This is a genomic window from Jiangella aurantiaca (genome assembly GCF_004349105.1).
Lineage (GTDB): Bacteria > Actinomycetota > Actinomycetes > Jiangellales > Jiangellaceae > Jiangella > Jiangella aurantiaca.
Genome location: NZ_SMLB01000002.1, coordinates 54,912 through 71,661, shown reverse-complemented (window position 1 = coordinate 71,661; position 16,750 = coordinate 54,912). Strand labels below are relative to the sequence as shown.

Sequence of the window (16,750 nt, the reverse complement as noted above, 5' to 3'; positions counted from 1 at the left end):
CGGTGATCGACGGCCGTGGTCGTCGCTGGGCGAATCCCCATGACCGCCCGCGCGGCAGCTGGCACGCTGCCGGCTCCTTCAGCTCCTGGTGAACAGAGCTTGTGCGGTGCTCCGATGCCATGGTGAGTTAGTTGTCCAACTAACTACGAGCTTTCGGAGTGTCTCATGGTCCAGGTCGTGCCCGATCCGCGCCGCTGGAAGGCACTGGCGCTACTGTGCGGCGCGTTCTTCATGGTGATCCTGGATTCGGCGATCGTGGTCGTCGCGTTGCCCTCGATCGAGACGGATCTCGGCTTCGCACCACGGGATCTGCAGTGGGTGCTGAGCGCATATGCGCTGACCTTCGGCGGATTGCTGCTGCTCGGTGGCCGATCGGCCGACCTGGTAGGACGGCGCCGGATGTTCATGATCGGACTGGCGTTGTTCACGGTGGCGTCGTTGCTGTGCGCCCTTGCGTGGTCGCCGGCGGCGCTGATCGTCGCGCGTGCGTTCCAGGGGGTGGGTGCCGCGGTCTTGACGCCGACGGCGTTGTCGATCGTGACGACGACGTTCGCGGAGGGCCCGGAGCGGAACAAGGCGCTGGGCATCTGGGGCGCGCTGGGCGGGGTCGGCGGGACGGCCGGTTGGCTGATCGGTGGCCCGCTCACCGACATCAGCTGGGAGTGGATCTTCCTGATCAATCTTCCCATCGGGGCCACGGCTCTGGCGCTGGCGCCGCGGTTGCTGCGCGAGAGCCGCGCCGTGGAACAGCGTCGTGGCTTTGACCCGCTGGGAGCCCTCGCGGCGACGGCGGCGCTGGTGCTGCTGGTGTACGGCGTCGTGGAGGCGCCGGAGGCCGGATGGGGCGACCCGCAGACGGTTGGCCTGCTGGTCGGGTCGGCGGTGTTGTTCGTCCTGTTCGCGGTGGTCGAGTCTCGGGTGGCGGCGCCATTGCTCCCGTTGCGGATTCTGCGGTCGTGGACGTTGGTCGGTGCGAACGTGACGATGCTGCTGTTCTCCACCATCGGCTTCGGGATGCCGTTCATCCTCACCCTGTATGCCCAGCAGGTGCTCGGCTACTCGGCCGTCAAGTTCGGTCTCACCTCGATCGTGTTCCCGCTTGCGGTCACGGTCGCCGCCATCGCCGGCCAGGGTCTGGTGCTCAAGATCGGTTTCCGGGTCGTCGCCACCGCGGGCCTGGCCCTGCTGGGTATCGGATGCCTCTACCTCACCCAGGTGTCGGCCGGTGGCAGCTATTTCGGCGACATCTTCCTCGGCCTGCTCATCTGCGGCCTCGGCGTTGGTCTGACGTTCGTCACCTGCTCGATCGCCGCCTTGGCCGGCGTCGACGAGCGCGAAGCGGGACTGGCGTCGGGGCTGAGCAACACCACGTTCCAGATCGGCGCGGCCGTCGGGACGGCCATCGTGTCGACGGTTGCGGTCTCGCGTACCAACGACGTGATCGCCGGCGGCGGCGATCCGCTCGGCGCGGTCGTCGAAGGCCATCAGGCCGGGTTCCTGGCCTGCGTGGTCCTTGCCGGCGTCGGTGTCGTGTCCGCGCTCCTCCTGCTCCGGCGACCGCCTGCGCTCGGCCCCGATCACCCGCCGCTCGTGCCCGTCGCCGAGCAGGCCGACGACTGATGGTCGCGGTGGCGGATGCTGTCTGGCGGCACCCGCCACCGCCGGCCGGCCGATCATTCTGAGCCGGTCCTCACGAGGCGAGTCAGCTAATCTAGTGGGATGACTAACTCAGTCATCGCTCGTGCCGGCAAGCGCGAACGACTCGTCGCCAGCGCCAGGGAGCTGTTCCACCATCAGGGCGTGGAGCGGACGACCCTCGCCGATATCGCGCATGCCGCCGAGGTTCCCCTCGGCAACGTCTACTACTACTTCAAGGCCAAGGACGACATCATCCGTGCCGTGATCGACGCGCAGGCCGAGGAGATCCGGACGCGGCTTCGTGCCCTCGATCAGCACCCCACGGCGCCGGAGCGGCTCGTCGCCTTCACTCACCAGTTCGCACAGCAGGCTGACATGGTCGCCAGCCATGGGTGCCCGCATGGCGGGCTGTGCGCACAGCTCGACAAGCGCCGCGACGGTATGGAGAAGGCGGCGTCGGTGCTCATGTCCTTGCAGATCGACTGGGCGTACGAACAGTTCCGGTTGCTCGGTCGGGAAGATGCACAGAGCCTCGCCATGACATTGGTGGCCGGCTATCAGGGCGCCGCGCTGCTCGCGAACGCGCTTCAGGATCCCACCGTGGTCACGGATCAGGCTCGACAGCTCCGGCTCTGGATCGAGCACCTCGCCGACGAGCGTGGTGACGCCTGACGGGCCTGCCCGCGGCGAAAACGGGCCGTTTCGGGCGAGATCGGCGGTACGGCCCAGAAGGATGGACGCCGACCGGCTGTGCCTGTGCGCGATGGCGGCCGCGCTGCAAGCCCCGGCTGATCTGCGGGCCTGGCGGCTCGACGCACCACTCACCCATTAGCGTCGGCGTCGTGGCCTTCGACTACGATGCCGAACTGCGTCATCTCGACCCGCCGTTCCGTGCGGCGCTCGGCATCGGGCGAGGGGACCGGGTGCTCGACGTCGGTTGTGGCAGCGGTCGTACGACGCGCGACGCCGCCAGGATCGCGGCGGAGGGCCGCGTGCTGGGGGTCGATGTCTCGCCGGCGCGGATCGACGAAGCGCGCGACATCGCCGAGGCGGAAAGGCTGCGCAACGTGGCGTTCGAAGTCGCCGACGCGCAGGCGCATCCGTTCCCCGATGACGAATTCGACCTGGTGATGAGCCGATTCGGGACGATGTTCTTCGCCGATCCCATGGCGGCGTTCACCAATCTCGCCCGGGCGACCAGACCCGGCGGGCGCTTGGTGATGATGGTCTGGCGGGAGCGCAACGTCAACGAGTGGGCGGGCGCACCGATCGAGGCCATCCTGGGCGGCGCGGATGCGGTGCCCGGAGACGACAGCGCGTTCTCTCTCGCCGATCGCGACTCGACGCGCTCGCTGCTCGAGTCGGCGGGATTCGGCGAGGTCGAGTTCTCCGGCGTCGGGGCGCCGGTCTGGTACGGCGCAGACGTGGGCGCGGCGCTCGAGGCGGTGTTGCAGTTGAAGGCACCGCAGGACGCTCTCGGGCGGCTGGCCGGGACCGAGCGCCCGCGCGCCCGGGAGCGCCTGGGCGCGCGGCTCGCCGCGCACGCGACCCCGCAGGGCGTGCTGCTCGATGCTCGCGCCTGGATCGTCGCCGCTCGTCGTCACCTCGATTAGCCAGGCCGCGCGTTACGGGCGGCGGCGGACTACTGCGGAGGCTGGTGGCCCAGGCGTGTGGGCCGCAACGACGACGTCCGCACGGCCGGGTCGACCCGCCGCTGCCCGGTGGTCGCGACGACCGGGGCCGGCTCGATGAGCGGCTTGCCCTCGCCGGCCTCCACCATCCGGTCGGCCAGGCGTTGCCGAAGCTCGTCGGCCACTTCGCGATGTGACTCGACGCCGGCCAGGTTGACCAGCTCGTACGGGTCGTGGGTCAGATCGTAGAGCGCGGACTCGACATAGCGGTCGGCGGCCGCGTCACGCCACGGGTCGGCACCCGGTGCGGCGACGTAGTACTTCCACCGCGACGTGCGCAGGACCCGGCCGACCTCCGACTCGCTCACCTGCACGAACACGTCGTCGGGCCACTCCGTGCCGGGATCGCGGAGCAGCGGCAGGAACGACCGCCCCTGCATCTGCTCCGGCACGGGCAGGCCGGCGGCGTGCAGCAGCGTCGGTGCCAGGTCGACGCCGCTCACCGGTCGCGTGACCGTTCCGCCGCCGTCGAAGCCGGGGCCGCGCAGGGCCAGTGGTACCCGGATCGAGGCGTCATGGCACGACCGCTTGTACTCGGTGTTGCGCGTCTTGAAGTGACAGCCGTGATCGGAGGTGAACACGACGATGGTGTCGTCGAACACGTCGAGGCTGCGCAATGCGTCCAGCAGCCGGCCGAGCCCCTCGTCCACCCGGCGAATCTGTCCCCAGTATCCGCCGATGTGCTGGTGCGCCGTGCCGCCGGGCACCGACAGGGCCGCGAGGTCCGGCGGCATCCAACGGCCCTGGTAGCGCTCGGCATAACCCTCGGGGGCCGGAAAGGCGTCGATCTCGTTCTGGTGATGCGGCTCGATGAGCGAGAGGAACAGGAAGAACGGTTGCCGCTGCCCGGCCGGGTCGCCCACGCCCGTGCAGTCGCCGACGAACCGCACGGCTGCGTCGAACAGTGCGTCGGAGCGGAAACCCGGCACCAGGACCGGGTCGCCATCGCCGTCGAACACCACGGTGCGATACGCGTCGGAGGTGAACTCGAGCAGGTTGGCGCCCAGCCAGTGCTCGTAGCCACCACGCTGCTCCGGTGGCACCGGCTCTGTGTCCGCCAGATGCCACTTGCCGATGTAGCCGGTGCGATATCCGGCGTCACGGAAGTGGTGCGCCAGGGTGCGGGCGTCGCCGGGCAGCGGGATCGCGTTGCGGAACACGCCGTTGGTCGTGCCGTACCGGCCGGTCTGGATGGCCGCCCGGGCCGGCGCACAAACCGGATTCGCGGCGAACGCCTGCGCCACATGGGTCCCGTGGGCGGCCATCCGGTCGAACACCGGGGTGAGGTCCAGCGGGTTGCCGTGGACGCCGGTCGAATCCCAGCGCTGCTGGTCCGTGAAGACGACGACGACGTTCGGATGCCCGGGAGGTTCCTGCGCCATACGATCTGGTGCTCCCTTCGAGGGATCGACGGTCACTTCAGGCCGCTGAGGGTGATGCCGCGGACGAAGTAGCGCTGACTGAACAGGAACAGCAGCACCGTGGGCACGAACAGGATGACCGATCCGGCCGCTGTGAGGTGCCACAAGGTGAAGTACTCCTGATTGAACAGGGTGAGGCCGACCGGGATGGTGCGCATCTCCTCCGTCGTGGTTGCCACCAGTGGCCACAGGAACTCGTTCCACTGGAAGACGAACGTGAACAGGCCCAGCACCGCCAGCGCCGGCTTGACCTGGGGGAGGATCACCCGGGCATAGATGCGCAGCTCCGAGGCGCCGTCGATGCGGGCGGCCTGGATGAGGTCGTCGGGAATCGGCTGGATGAACTGACGCATGAGGAAGATGCCGAACGCGTCCATGAGGAACGGCACGATCAGTGCCTGGTAGCTGTTCAGCCAGCCCAGGTTCGACATCATCACGTAGAGCGGGATCATCCGGACGAACAGCGGGATCATCAACGTCGCCAGCAAGGCCACGAACAGCGTGTTGCGCAGCGGGAACCGGAACTTCGCGAACACGTAGCCCACCAGCGGATCGAAGACCAGGTGTGCGACGGTGATGCCGCCGGCCACGATCAGGCTGTTGACGATGAAGTTGCCGAACGGCGCGCGTTCGAAGAGCTCGACGTAGTTGCCGAACTGCGGCGACTCCGGCCACAGCACCGGGTCGGCTGCCAGCGTCTCCGCCTCCGTCTGCAACGACAGCGTGCCCATGTACAGCAGTGGCACCACGGTCAGGGCACACACCACGGTCAGCAGTGCGTAGCCGGCCACACGGGCCGGCGAGACAGGTCGGATGTGCATCAGTACTGCACCTCGCCTCTGCGTCCGAGGCGCAGCTGGACCACCGTGAAGAGCACGATGACCAGGAACAGCAGGAACGACAGCGCCGATGCGTAGCCGAAGTCACGCGAGGTGAAGGCGACGTTGAAGACGTGGAAGATGTACAGATCGGTCCGGTCCGCCGGGCCGCCGCCGGTGATGATGTACGCCTGCCCGAACGCCTGCAGCCCGCTGATCACCGCCATGACCGACACGAACAGCGTCGTCGGCGTCAGCAGCGGCAGCGTGATCCGCCAGAACCGTTGCCACGGCCCGGCGCCGTCCACCGTCGCGGCCTCGTAGAACTCCTCCGGGATGCCCTGGAGTCCCGCCAGGAACAGCACCATGGTGTAGCCGACGTTCATCCACAACGTGACGGCGATGATCGTCGCCAAGGGGTGGGTGTTCAGCCAGGTCTGCGTCGGCAGGCCGAGGTCGCTGAGCACCCGGTTCAGGATGCCCAGTTGCGGGTCGAGGATGTTGCGCCACAGCAGGCCGATGATCGCCACCGAGGTCAGGTACGGCACCAGCAGCATAGCCCGGAACACCACTCGGCCGCGCAGGCGTTGGTTGAGCACCATCGCCAGTCCCAGACCCAGCACGATGGCGCCTATGGTCGTCGCGGCACCGAAGACCACGGTGACGGTGAAGGAGTTGTGCACGGCACTGTCGTCGAGGGCCCGGCGGTAGTTCTCCAGTCCCGCGTAGACGTCGGCCTGCGGCCCGGTGTTGAACGAGTTCGCGATGACGTTGCCGATCGGCAGATAGAACATCAGCCCGAAGAACGCGAACGCCGGCAACAGGAACAGATACGCCGTGATCACGTACCGCCGGTTCAGCGACCGCCGGAACGGGCCGCGTGGCCGCAGCGGCGGAGCTTCGGACGGCGACGGCGCCGTCGTCGTCGCCGCGCTCATCAAGCGTCCAGCACCTTTCGGGCCTCGGTGACGAACGTGTCGACCGCCGTCTCGGCCGGGGTGTTGTTCATCACGACGTCCTGGTAGAGCGTGTTGTACAGCTGCTCGTTGATCTCACCGCTCTTGCCGGTCAGCCGGAGGTCCTCTGTGTAGTCGACCGCGTAGGCGAAGCCCTCCGCGAAGGCCGCGTAGCGCTCGTTCTCCTGCACCACGGGATCCTCGGCCCACGACAGCCGCGGCATGAGCATCCCGGCCTCCTCGGTGGCGGCCTTCTCGACGTCGAGCGCAGTGATGCGTTTGATGAAATCCCACGCCAGGTCCGGGTTCTTGGCCTTCCTCGGGATGAAGACGCTGGTGCCGGCCTGCACCGTCGCCTGGACGTCGTTCGCCAGCGCCGGCGCTACGCCCAGGTTCAAGTCGGGGCTGGTCTGCTGGATCGGCGCCAGGTCCCACGGCCCGGTCAGGATCATCGCGGCCCGCCCGGCGGACAGCAGCTTCTGCGGCCCGGAGTAGTCGGTGCCGGGCGTCGGCACCGGCGCGACCTGGTGCCGGTGGACCAGGTCGGCCTGGAACTGCAGCGCCTCGATCGCCTTGTCGCGCGGTACCAGCAGATCGCCGCCGTCCGGGTCGTAGTACCGCACGCCGTTCTGCAGCAGCCACGGCCAGCTGTAGCTGCGGTCCTGGTTCAGCGCGAAGCCATACACGCCGTCCCCGGTCAGCCGGGTTGCCGCGTCGAGGAAGTCGTCCCAGGTGGTGGGGACCTCGACGCCGGCCGCGTCGAGCATGGCCCGGTTGTAGAGCAGCATCGTGCAGGTCAGGTGCAGCTGGATACCGTAGACCTCACCCTCGTAGGAATTGCGCGAGATGGTCTTCGGCTGCCAGTCTTCGGGGAAGCCCATCTCCTCACCGTCGGCGTCGACGTACTCCTGCAGCGACAGCGCGTCGCCGGTCGTCGCGAACTCCTGGACCCAGCCGCCGGATTCCTCGACGAGGTCCGGCGGATTCCCGGACGCCAGGTCGGACAGCAGCCTAGTGCGCAGGTCGTCCCACTGGTACTTCTGCATGTTCACGGTGACGCCGTGTTCCTCCTGGAACTCGGCGATCACCTTGTCGTACGCCGCATAGGCGTGACCGGCGTTCCAGTAGACGGTGAGATCGCCGCCGCCCCCTCCACCGGATCCTCCGGACGCTCCGGTCGACGCGTCGTCCTCGGGCGCGCCGGCGCAGCTGCTGAGCCACGGCGCGGCCAGGCCGGCCATCGCACCGGCTCCGGTCCAGCGCAGCAGTTGACGTCGAGTCGGGTGTGGTGTCGCCATTGACGTTGCTCCTCTCGGGCTGCGGTCCTGGTCGAACTCAGGTGGAACCGCGGGGATGGAAGGACCACGGGTCGCTGATCACGCGTCCCTCGGCCGGCACCCCGGCAGAGATGCGCTCGAACAGCAGGCGGGCGACCTCGGTGAAGTCGTCGGCGGCGGACGGCCCGACGGTGCTGAGGGTCGGGCGCGTGATGAGGCTCTCCGGCAGGTTGCCGGCACCGACGACCGCGACGTCGTCCGGAACGGCGAGCTGGGCGTCGCGCGCCGCCCAGATGGCGCTGATGGCACCGCGGCCTGACGCGGCGAAGATCGCGTCCGGCCGGTCCGGCCGGGCGAGCAGCTCGGCCACTCGCTGGTACGCGGTGACACGGTCGTTGGCACCGGGGACGATGATGCCGTCGTCCCTGACGACGCCGTGCCGCTCCAGTGCGTCGAAGTACGCGGCCAGGCGCTCGGAGGGATGGGTGTCGGCGGCCTCGAACTCGTGCAGGTGGCTGAGGAACGCCACCCGCCGCCGGCCGGTGCCGAAGAGGTGATCGAAGGCCGCCGCGCAGGCGGCGGTCTCCGGCGCCCGCACGACGTCGAACCCGTCCGGGGTCGCGGTGTTGCTCATCACGACCAGCGGCAGGCCGCTGCGTGCCAGCCCGGTCAGGTCGGACTCGGTCAGGTACCCGACGTCCGGCGCGATGACGGCGCCGTCGGCGATGCGCTGCTGCAACAGGTCGATCGCCTTCTCCGCGCGCGCTCGCGAGTCGACGACGATCGTGACGACGCCGTAGCCCGCCTCGTCGGCGCGGGCATGGATGTCCCGGGCGAGCTGGTCGTAGGCCGGCACGCCGATGGACCCCACGACGAGGCACACCTGCTCGGTGCGCCGGCGGCGCAAGCTGCGCGCCGACCGGTTCGGCGCGTACGAGAGCCGCCGGGCCGCGTCGAGCACCTTGTCGCGCGTCTCGACCGGGATCCGGCGGTCGGTGCGGCCGTTCATGACGTAGGAAACGGTGGCCACCGACACACCGGCGAGTGCGGCGACGTCATGGGACGTCGGCTGCTTCCGTCGCGGCATGCTTATACGTTTAAGCGCAGAACCCCGTTTCGGTCAAGGGGGTCTGTCGAGTAAATGTCGCAGCTCTTGACCATGGACGTGTGTGGATCTATGGTTCATGGCCATGCTGATGGTTAACCGAGTAACCAGCTATGGCTGAGGCTCGTCGTGCGGCAACTGCCGCGGACGTCGCCCGACTGGCCGGCGTCTCGAAGGCGACCGTGTCGTATGTGCTCAGCGGCCGCAGGTCCGGCGACAGCCGGGTCCGTGACGAGACCAGGCAGCGGATCCTCGAGGCTGTGCGCGCCCTCGACTACGTGCCCGACCAGTCGGCACGAGCGCTGCGCCGGCGGCGCACCGAGCGAGTCTGCCTGGTGCTGCCACGGCTCGGCGTCCCGTACTTCGACGAGCTGGCCACGGAGCTGCAGGACGCCATGGCGGCGCACGGTTACGCGCTGGTCATCACCGTGAGCGACGTCGTGGACGAGCGGTCGGCCGTCGTGCAGCAGCTGCGCCGACGGCTGGCCGACGGCGTGGTCATCGTGCCCGGTACCCGAGCCACCAACGAGGCGCTGACCGGACTCGTCGGCCTCGGCATCGCCGTGGTGCTCGTGGCGGACGAGCCGGCCAGGGACGGCATCGACGTCGTCAGCAGCAACGCATCCGACGCCTGCCGCGGTGCGGTCGAGTACCTCGTGTCGCAGGGGCATCGGCGCATCGCGTTCATCGGCCAGTTCCCGCCGCATGCGCACCGGCACAGCAGGTACGACGGCTACCTGGCGGCTCTGCGGTCCAGCGGCCTGCAGCTGGACGAACGGCTCGTGGTGTCCGGTGCGTCGTCGCGCGCCGAGGCCTACCGCAGTGCCGTGCGGGTGCTCGAGTCACCCGACCGCCCGTCGGCGGTCTTCGCGGCCTCTGACATCGCTGCCGTCAGCACCATCTGGGCCGCCCGCGACCTGGAGCTCCGGGTGCCCGACGACGTCGCCGTCATCGGGGTCGGCAACATCGACGAGGACCTCGTCATGAATCCACCACTGACCAGCGTCGGCCCGGCGACCGTCGGGGCGGCCGAGATCGCCGAGCTGCTCGTCTCCCGGATGACGGGCGAGGCACCGGCCGCCGGCCGGACGCGCCTGCAGCCCTGGGAGCTCGTCCGGCGCGGTTCGGCCCCCTAGGAACGCCGGGCAAGAACGGCGATGAGAGGGGGCCGGAGGCCTCCTCGAAATCGTCGGTGCGAGAAGTAGGAACGGGTGGCCGTACAGGGGCTTGCCCGGCCCGACGACTTCGGTGTCTAGGCAGCGAGAGGAGACCATCGTGGACGGGATACGACGACGTGATCTGCTGAAGGCGACCGGTGTGGTGGGTGGCGCCTCGATCCTCGCCCTCGCCGGTCTGCCGAGGACGGCTGGTGCCGCGGCGGCTGGAAACGTCGAGCAGATCACCGTGTTCGAACGGGGCGAGACCGACGCCTACCACACCTTCCGGATCCCCGTCCTGGTGCGCGCCACCGACGGGACGATGCTGGCGTTCGCGCAGGGCCGGGTCGAGAACGCCGAGGACTTCGGGCACATCCAGCTCGTCCTCAAGCGGTCGGCCGACGGCGGGCGGACCTGGGGGCCGTTGCAGGTGGTCGCCGCGGACCCGCCGCACCGCATCGCCAACCAGTCGGTGGTCGTCGACCGGACGACCGGACGCATCCACCTGTTCTTCGTCCGCACGAGCGGCGACGTCACCGACCAGGACATCGTCGACGGCACCGTCAGCCCCGAGGACGCGCCGCGCCCGTTCGTCGTCCACAGTGACGACCACGGCGTCACCTGGTCGCCGCGGCGGGAGATCACCGACGACGTGAAGCTGCCGCAGATGCGCCACTACGTGGGCGGGCCGACGCACGGCATCCAGTTGGCCCACGGACCGCACGCCGGCCGCCTGCTCATGCCGGGCAACCACAACGTCCTGCCCGCCACCGCGGACCGGCCGGCGGTCGTGGGCATCCACACGATCTACAGCGACGACCACGGCGAGACGTGGCGGCTCGGCGGCGCGCTGGGCGCCTACGGCGACGGCATCGTGGTTCCCAACGAGACCGCGGTGGTGGAGCTCGAGGACGGCACCGTCTACTTCAACACCCGCGACCACCAGGGCACCGCACCCGGCAACCGGGCCGCCGCCACCAGCAGCGACGGCGGGCGCACGCTGGACGGGCCGTTCGAGATCGTGCCGGACCTGGAGACCCCGATCGTCTCGGCGTCACTGTTCCAGCAGGGCCGGCGCACCGACCGGAGCGAGCGGATCATCTTCTCCGCGCCCTGGCACCCGTCGTCGCGGGAACGGCTGACCCTGTGGTCGAGCCTCGACGCCGGCGCCACGTGGGGGCTCAGCCAGGTCGTCTACGACGGACCGGCGGGCTACTCCGACCTGGCCGCGGTCGACGACGACACGCTGGGAGTGCTGTACGAGAACGGCCCGCGGCTGTCCGACGCGGCGCCGCTCACGTACCACCAGTGCATCAGTATCGCCAGAATCCCGCTCATCACGCTCGATCGACCCGTACCGGCGCCGGCCGTCACACCCGACGAGTCCGGCGACGGGAACCACGCGGTCGTCAGCGGCACGCCGCGCCGGGTCCGCGGGGTCTTCGGCCGGGCCCTGGAACTGGCCGGCGACTACGTGGAGCTTCCCTACGACCCGTCGATCGACGTCGCCGACCTGCCGTTCACCGCCGCGCTGTGGTTCCGCACCGGCGCGCCGCGCCAGCAACGCATCATGCATGCGTACAACAACGGCGGCTTCCCACAGTGGTTCATCGAGTACGTGCCCAGTAGCGGCGTGCTACGAGCGCGGATGCGCACCGCCGCCGGCGACACCACCGCCGAGACCGCTGCCGACGTCGGCGACGGGGCGTGGCACCACGTCGCGGTGCGCCGTGGCGATCAGCACGTGTGGACCCTGTACCTCGACGGCGAGCCGGTGGCGAGCGCGCAGGCGGACGCGGGTTCGGTGTCGGCGAACTTCCTGGCCGGCATCCGGGTCGGGGCGCGCATGGACGGCATCAACCATCCGTTCGTGGGCGCAGTCGATGAGGTGTACTTGTTCGACCGCGCATTGTCGGCGACGCAGATCCGCGACCTGGCCCGCTCCAACACCATGCCGGCCGGCGGCGCCGTCTGCCACCTGCCGCTGGACGTGGTGCGATGACCGGCGCCGTCGAGCGGCCACCGAACGTCGTCCTCATCCTCGCCGACGACCTGGGCTTCTCCGACCTCGGCTGCTACGGCTCGGAGATCCGGACGCCGAACCTGGACCGGCTGGCCCGATCCGGCGTCCGCTTCACCCAGATGTACAACGCCGCACGATGCTGCCCGTCTCGTGCCTCGCTGTTGACGGGTCTCTACGCGCATCAGGCCGGAGTCGGGCACATGACCGACGACCTGGGAGCCCCGTCGTACCGGGGCTACCTCAACCGCAGCTGTGTCACCATCGCCGAAGCGCTTCGCGCCCGCGGCTACACCACGCTGATGTCGGGCAAGTGGCACGTCGGCGGTGGCTACGACATCCTGAACCCGGACAGGTGGCGGCCGGGGGATGCGACCCATCCGACGCCCAGGCAGCGCGGGTTCGACCGCTTCTACGGCATCGTCGCCGGAGCGGGCAGTTACTTCTACCCGCGCACGCTCATGCGGGACGACGAGTTCGTCCCGCTGGAGGACTCCGACTTCTATCTGACGGACGCCATCAGCGACCACGCCGTGCAGATGCTCGAGGAGGCGGCGTCCGACAAGCCGTTCTTCCTCCACGTCACCTACACGGCGCCGCACTGGCCGCTGCACGCGTCCGACGAGGACATCGCCGGGTACGAAGGCACCTACCGCAAGGGCTGGGACGCCATCCGCGCCGCTCGGCACGAGGAGCTGAAGGGCCTCGGCTTGATCGACCCGGCCTGGGACATCTCACCGCGCGACGCGAGTTCTCCACCTTGGGATGACGCTCCGGACCAGGACTGGGAAGACCTGCGCATGGCCACCTACGCCGCTCAGGTCGAGTGCATGGACCGGGGCATCGGGCGCATCCTGACCAGCCTGCGTCGGCTGGGCGTGGAGGAGAACACGCTGGTGATGTTCGCGTCCGACAACGGCGGCTGCGCCGAGTTCCTGGCCGAGGACACCGGCACCGGCGAACGCTTCCGTTACGACACCGACCCGCTGGACGGCCGCCGTATGCGCGTCGGCAACATCGCGGGCCTGCGTCCCGGACCGGCCGACACGTTCATGAGCTACGGCCGGTCGTGGGCCAACGTCAGCAACAGCCCGTTCCGCAGCTTCAAGCGCTGGGTCCATGAAGGCGGCATCTCCACCCCGTTCATCGCCAGCTGGCCAGGACGCGTCGACGTGCCCGCCATCACGCATGAGCCGGCGCATTTCGTCGACGTCTTCGCCACTTGTCTGGATGCGGCCGGAGCCCGTTATCCGGCCGAGAACGACGGCCACGCCGTCACGCCCCTGGAGGGCGAGAGCTTCCTGCCACTCCTCGCCGGCGGCGAGTGGAGCCGGCAGCAGCCGATCTTCTTCGAGCACGAAGGTAACCGCGCCGTCCGCATCGGGCCGTGGAAACTGGTCAGCGAATTCGGCGGCGGCTGGGAGCTGTACGACATGATCGACGACCGCACCGAACTCCACGACGTGTCCGGCCGATGCGTACCTCGGGTCGAGGCCATGGCCGCCAGGTACGGCCAATGGGCCGAGCGGTGCGGTGTGCGCGCCTGGCGCCCCTGATCGCGTCGCTACTGGTGCCGCGGAGCGAACACCGCTGGACGAGCGCTCCGTCGATGCCGAGCCCGCGGTGTCTCGGTACGACGAAGACGCTCCGGATGCTCCGGTCGATCCGTGCCTGCCCGCCGCAGCCGGGAGGCGATGGGTGTGGGTTGTCCCGTCCTCGCCGCCGAGATCGACCGGATGCTCGATGACCGCCTCGGTGGGTGAGTCCGAGCGCACGGCGCGTCGGCCGGTCACTGGCCTCCGTCGGGTTGTCGAACGTTCCAAGGCTGGAAACTCGCTGGAAACAGGCTGTTGACATGAGTAAATGGCGTCGCCATACTGAGGCGCACTAAAACGTTTCACAAGGGAAGAGTCTCCCTGTTCGGAAGGCTCATGGCGCGTCTTGGGCGACGTGCCGTGACGTGCCCGCGCCGGATCGCCCTGCCGGCGCTGGCCGTGGGAGCACCCATGCGACGAGTTCCTTCTCAGGCGGGCGACACCCGCAGAGTGCAGGAACCAGACGACGGCCCCGCCGACGGCCGACCTCAGCCGTCGGACAACAGCTGCGCTGTCCAGGTCCGCCCGGCGTTCTCGCGCCGGATCGCGGCAGTCGGTCTCATTCACTCAGTGGCAGAGATGAGGAGCAAGCAACGATGCGTAAGCACCCCATCCGCACGACACTCGCCATCACCACCGCCGCCGCTCTGGCATGCGGCGCGGCGGCGCTCGGGGCGGTCGCCCCGGCTTCCGCGATCTTCGGCGATGCCGAGATCTCGCCGATCGAGAGCAACATCAGCGCGAAATCCTGGGCGAGCGTCGACGTCAGCAGCGGCGCACCCACCGCCGGCCTGGCGATCGACCAGGACGACCAGACCGCATGGATCGCCGACGACGCGTCCGCGCGCCAGTGGCTGACGCTCGACCTCGGCGGCGCCTACGACAACGTCAGGAAGGTCCGGGTGGTCTTCCCGGATCCCGGCGCCGTCTACCAGTACGTCATCGAGTCCTCCGCGGACGGTCAGAGCTGGACCGTCATCGCCGACCACTCGGCCGATCACGAGCCCGGCCGCGGATCGGTCGACCTCTTCACCCAGCCGGGGACGAGGTACGTGCGCGTCACCGTCACGGGAGCGTCGCCGGGCGCGACCGTCGGAATCAGCGAGCTCGGTGTCTACAACTACCTGCGCGAGGACGTCGTTCTCGGCGCCGACGCCTCGTGGGTCGACAACGACGTCGCGGAAGGACGGAATTACTGGGTGAGTCCGCTCGCGGCGGACCGAGGCGCGGGACCTCACCTGCTGGACGTGCTGAAGGACCGTGGCTTCGAGTACATCCGGCTGCGGATCTGGAACGAGCCGCGCAGCGAGGGCAGCGGCAACCCCTCGGCCGTTCCGTACCAGGGCCCGGATCGGTCGGCCGAGGTGGCCAAGTGGATCGCCGAGCGTGACATGGGGCTCGGCATCGACTTCCACTATGCGGACTCGTGGGCCGACCCGATCAAGCAGCCGAAGCCTCGGGCATGGGCGGAGCTGGAGTTCCCCGACCTGGCCCAGGCGGTCTACGACTACACCTACGACTACATCGAGCGGCTGATCGAGCAGGGCACCACGCCGGACAAGGTGGCCATCGGCAACGAGATCCTCAACGGCTTCATGTACGGCAGCGAGAACGCCCACATCGGTGCCACCAACCCGGCGTACTTCCGGAACCAGGCTCACATCTACCAGTCGCAGCCCGGCGGTGGCCTGCTCTGGAACTACTGGGGCTCCGACGACCCGGAGGAGAAGCGGCTGTACGACGAGGCGTGGGACCGGTTCACCACGCTGTCCGCGGCGGGGATTCGCGCGGTCCGCGACGTGTCGGCGGCCCACGGCGAGGACGTCAAGGTCGAGACCCACATCATCATCGACAACGGTCAGCTCGACAAGACGCTCGAGTTCTGGAACCAGTACCTGACCAGGGTGAACGCCAAGGGCGCCGACCCGGACGTCCTCGCCCACTCGTACTACCCGCAGTACCACGGGACACAGGACCACTACGAGTTCAACGTCAACGCCGTGGCCGCGGCACACCCGGGCTACAAGATCGACATCGCGGAGACCTCGTACCCGGCGTCGGGCGGCGGCGGAACCCCCATGCCGAACTCGCCGTACCCGCGCACCATCCAGGGCCAGGCCGACGCCCTCCAGCGGGTGTTCCAGATCGCCAACGACATCCCGAACAACCAGGGACTGGGCGTGCTGGCCTGGGAGCCGGCGCGGTGGCAATCCCTGTTCACATCCGTGCCCGGGATGACGCGCACGTGGCAGCCGAACGCGTCGATCGACATCTTCACGAAGAGCCGCGCGACCCAGGTCGTGGAGGACACCGTGTACTCGGCCGCGCTGGTCGGCGACGAGGTGGAGCTGCCGGACTCGGTACGGGTGTTGACCACGGCCGACGGCTCGACCGAGACGGTGCCCGTGGAGTGGGAGCCGGTGCCGGACGGCGGCACCGACGCGGCCGGCCGGCTCACGGTCCAGGGTTCGACCGAGTTCGGGTCGGTGACGGCGCAGGTCGACGTGGTCGACGCGTATGCCGGCCTCGCCTGTGACCGCGTGATCTCCGGCCGGTACGCCGGGCAGCTGGCGGCGACCGAGGGCGTGACCTGCCTGGACGGAACGACGGTGTCCGGCCCGGTGTCGGTGCGTGCCGGCGCTTCGCTCCAGGTCGACGGCGCGACCATCGCCGGTCCGGTGCGGGCCGACGACGCGGCCGCGGTCGTGATCTGCGGCAGCCGGATCGACGGTCCGGTGACGTCGTCCGGGACCTCATCGGTGACGATCGGCAACCCGGTGCTCGACTGCGCTCCGAACACCATCACCGGCCCGGTCACGGTGACCGGGACGGACTGGTGGAACGTGATCGCCGGGAACAGGATCGACGGCCCGCTGATGTGCAGCGGAAACGCCGAGGCGCCGGTGAACAACGGCGCTCCGAACACGGTGAGCGGCCCGAAGTCGGCACAGTGCCGCGACCTGTAGCGGCCTGAGGGCGGGCAGTACCGAGGCGTCGCCGGGCCGGACGGCCCCGGACCGGCGACGCCTCGCCGAACCCGCGACAACCACACATTCCAGCAGCAAGGAGGCG

At 69.3% G+C, this 16,750-nt stretch carries 12 protein-coding genes; 7 read left to right on the top strand and 5 right to left on the bottom strand.

The features are described from left to right. The first annotated feature begins 165 nt into the window (after window positions 1-165). The 3 genes from E1262_RS01710 to E1262_RS01700 all read left to right on the top strand — a co-directional run bounded on the left by E1262_RS01710 (window position 166) and on the right by E1262_RS01700 (window position 3,251). The gene (locus tag E1262_RS01710; protein WP_132101320.1) at window positions 166-1,620 is read left to right on the top strand and encodes an MFS transporter; all 1,455 of its coding nucleotides are present in this window, start codon (window positions 166-168) and stop codon (window positions 1,618-1,620) included. A gap of 99 nt (window positions 1,621-1,719) precedes the next feature. Continuing rightward, window positions 1,720-2,310: a TetR/AcrR family transcriptional regulator gene (locus E1262_RS01705; protein ID WP_132101319.1), complete on the top strand. Its 591-nt coding sequence runs from the start codon at window positions 1,720-1,722 to the stop codon at window positions 2,308-2,310. Between the two features lie 170 nt (window positions 2,311-2,480). Further along, window positions 2,481-3,251 (top strand): class I SAM-dependent methyltransferase, encoded by a 771-nt coding sequence (locus tag E1262_RS01700; protein WP_132101318.1) that lies wholly within the window; start codon window positions 2,481-2,483, stop codon window positions 3,249-3,251. 29 nt (window positions 3,252-3,280) lie between these two features. On the opposite strand, the gene E1262_RS01695 is transcribed toward E1262_RS01700, so the two are convergent. From E1262_RS01695 to E1262_RS01675, 5 genes are read right to left on the bottom strand one after another with little or no spacing between them, the layout of a single operon-like run. After that, window positions 3,281-4,711 (bottom strand): sulfatase family protein, encoded by a 1,431-nt coding sequence (locus tag E1262_RS01695; protein WP_132101317.1) that lies wholly within the window; start codon window positions 4,709-4,711, stop codon window positions 3,281-3,283. 32 nt (window positions 4,712-4,743) lie between these two features. Next, on the bottom strand, window positions 4,744-5,571 hold the full coding sequence (locus tag E1262_RS01690) for a carbohydrate ABC transporter permease (RefSeq protein WP_132101316.1): 828 nt from the start codon (window positions 5,569-5,571) through the stop codon (window positions 4,744-4,746). Beyond that, entirely contained in the window at window positions 5,571-6,506 is a 936-nt protein-coding gene (locus E1262_RS01685) for a carbohydrate ABC transporter permease (protein ID WP_132101315.1), read from the bottom strand. Before E1262_RS01685 ends, E1262_RS01690 begins: the two co-directional genes overlap by 1 nt. Next, window positions 6,506-7,822 carry a sugar ABC transporter substrate-binding protein gene (locus E1262_RS01680; protein WP_132101314.1) on the bottom strand — a complete coding sequence of 439 codons (1,317 nt, stop codon included), beginning with the start codon at window positions 7,820-7,822 and terminating at the stop codon, window positions 6,506-6,508. The genes E1262_RS01685 and E1262_RS01680 overlap by 1 nt, the downstream gene beginning before the upstream one ends. A gap of 37 nt (window positions 7,823-7,859) precedes the next feature. After that, the gene (locus E1262_RS01675; protein ID WP_132101313.1) at window positions 7,860-8,888 is read right to left on the bottom strand and encodes a LacI family DNA-binding transcriptional regulator; all 1,029 of its coding nucleotides are present in this window, start codon (window positions 8,886-8,888) and stop codon (window positions 7,860-7,862) included. Between the two features lie 131 nt (window positions 8,889-9,019). On the opposite strand from E1262_RS01675, the gene E1262_RS01670 reads away from it, so the two are divergent. The 4 genes from E1262_RS01670 to E1262_RS01655 all read left to right on the top strand — a co-directional run bounded on the left by E1262_RS01670 (window position 9,020) and on the right by E1262_RS01655 (window position 16,644). Further along, complete coding sequence (locus tag E1262_RS01670) at window positions 9,020-10,042, top strand: LacI family DNA-binding transcriptional regulator (protein ID WP_132101312.1); 1,023 nt, start codon at window positions 9,020-9,022, stop codon at window positions 10,040-10,042. A 139-nt stretch (window positions 10,043-10,181) separates the two neighbouring features. Continuing rightward, the gene (locus tag E1262_RS01665; RefSeq protein WP_132101311.1) at window positions 10,182-12,065 is read left to right on the top strand and encodes a sialidase family protein; all 1,884 of its coding nucleotides are present in this window, start codon (window positions 10,182-10,184) and stop codon (window positions 12,063-12,065) included. Then, on the top strand, window positions 12,062-13,639 hold the full coding sequence (locus E1262_RS01660) for an arylsulfatase (RefSeq protein WP_132101310.1): 1,578 nt from the start codon (window positions 12,062-12,064) through the stop codon (window positions 13,637-13,639). Before E1262_RS01665 ends, E1262_RS01660 begins: the two co-directional genes overlap by 4 nt. A gap of 635 nt (window positions 13,640-14,274) precedes the next feature. Continuing rightward, the gene (locus tag E1262_RS01655; RefSeq protein WP_132101309.1) at window positions 14,275-16,644 is read left to right on the top strand and encodes a glycosyl hydrolase 53 family protein; all 2,370 of its coding nucleotides are present in this window, start codon (window positions 14,275-14,277) and stop codon (window positions 16,642-16,644) included. The last annotated feature ends 106 nt before the right edge of the window (window positions 16,645-16,750 follow it).

Coding starts and splice junctions, on each gene's coding strand:
- E1262_RS01680 (WP_132101314.1), bottom strand. CDS start 7,822: ATGGCGACACCACACCCGACTCGACGTCAACTGCTGCGCTGGACCGGA.
- E1262_RS01705 (WP_132101319.1), top strand. CDS start 1,720: ATGACTAACTCAGTCATCGCTCGTGCCGGCAAGCGCGAACGACTCGTC.
- E1262_RS01670 (WP_132101312.1), top strand. CDS start 9,020: ATGGCTGAGGCTCGTCGTGCGGCAACTGCCGCGGACGTCGCCCGACTG.
- E1262_RS01695 (WP_132101317.1), bottom strand. CDS start 4,711: ATGGCGCAGGAACCTCCCGGGCATCCGAACGTCGTCGTCGTCTTCACG.
- E1262_RS01685 (WP_132101315.1), bottom strand. CDS start 6,506: ATGAGCGCGGCGACGACGACGGCGCCGTCGCCGTCCGAAGCTCCGCCG.
- E1262_RS01675 (WP_132101313.1), bottom strand. CDS start 8,888: ATGCCGCGACGGAAGCAGCCGACGTCCCATGACGTCGCCGCACTCGCC.
- E1262_RS01690 (WP_132101316.1), bottom strand. CDS start 5,571: ATGCACATCCGACCTGTCTCGCCGGCCCGTGTGGCCGGCTACGCACTG.
- E1262_RS01655 (WP_132101309.1), top strand. CDS start 14,275: ATGCGTAAGCACCCCATCCGCACGACACTCGCCATCACCACCGCCGCC.
- E1262_RS01660 (WP_132101310.1), top strand. CDS start 12,062: ATGACCGGCGCCGTCGAGCGGCCACCGAACGTCGTCCTCATCCTCGCC.
- E1262_RS01710 (WP_132101320.1), top strand. CDS start 166: ATGGTCCAGGTCGTGCCCGATCCGCGCCGCTGGAAGGCACTGGCGCTA.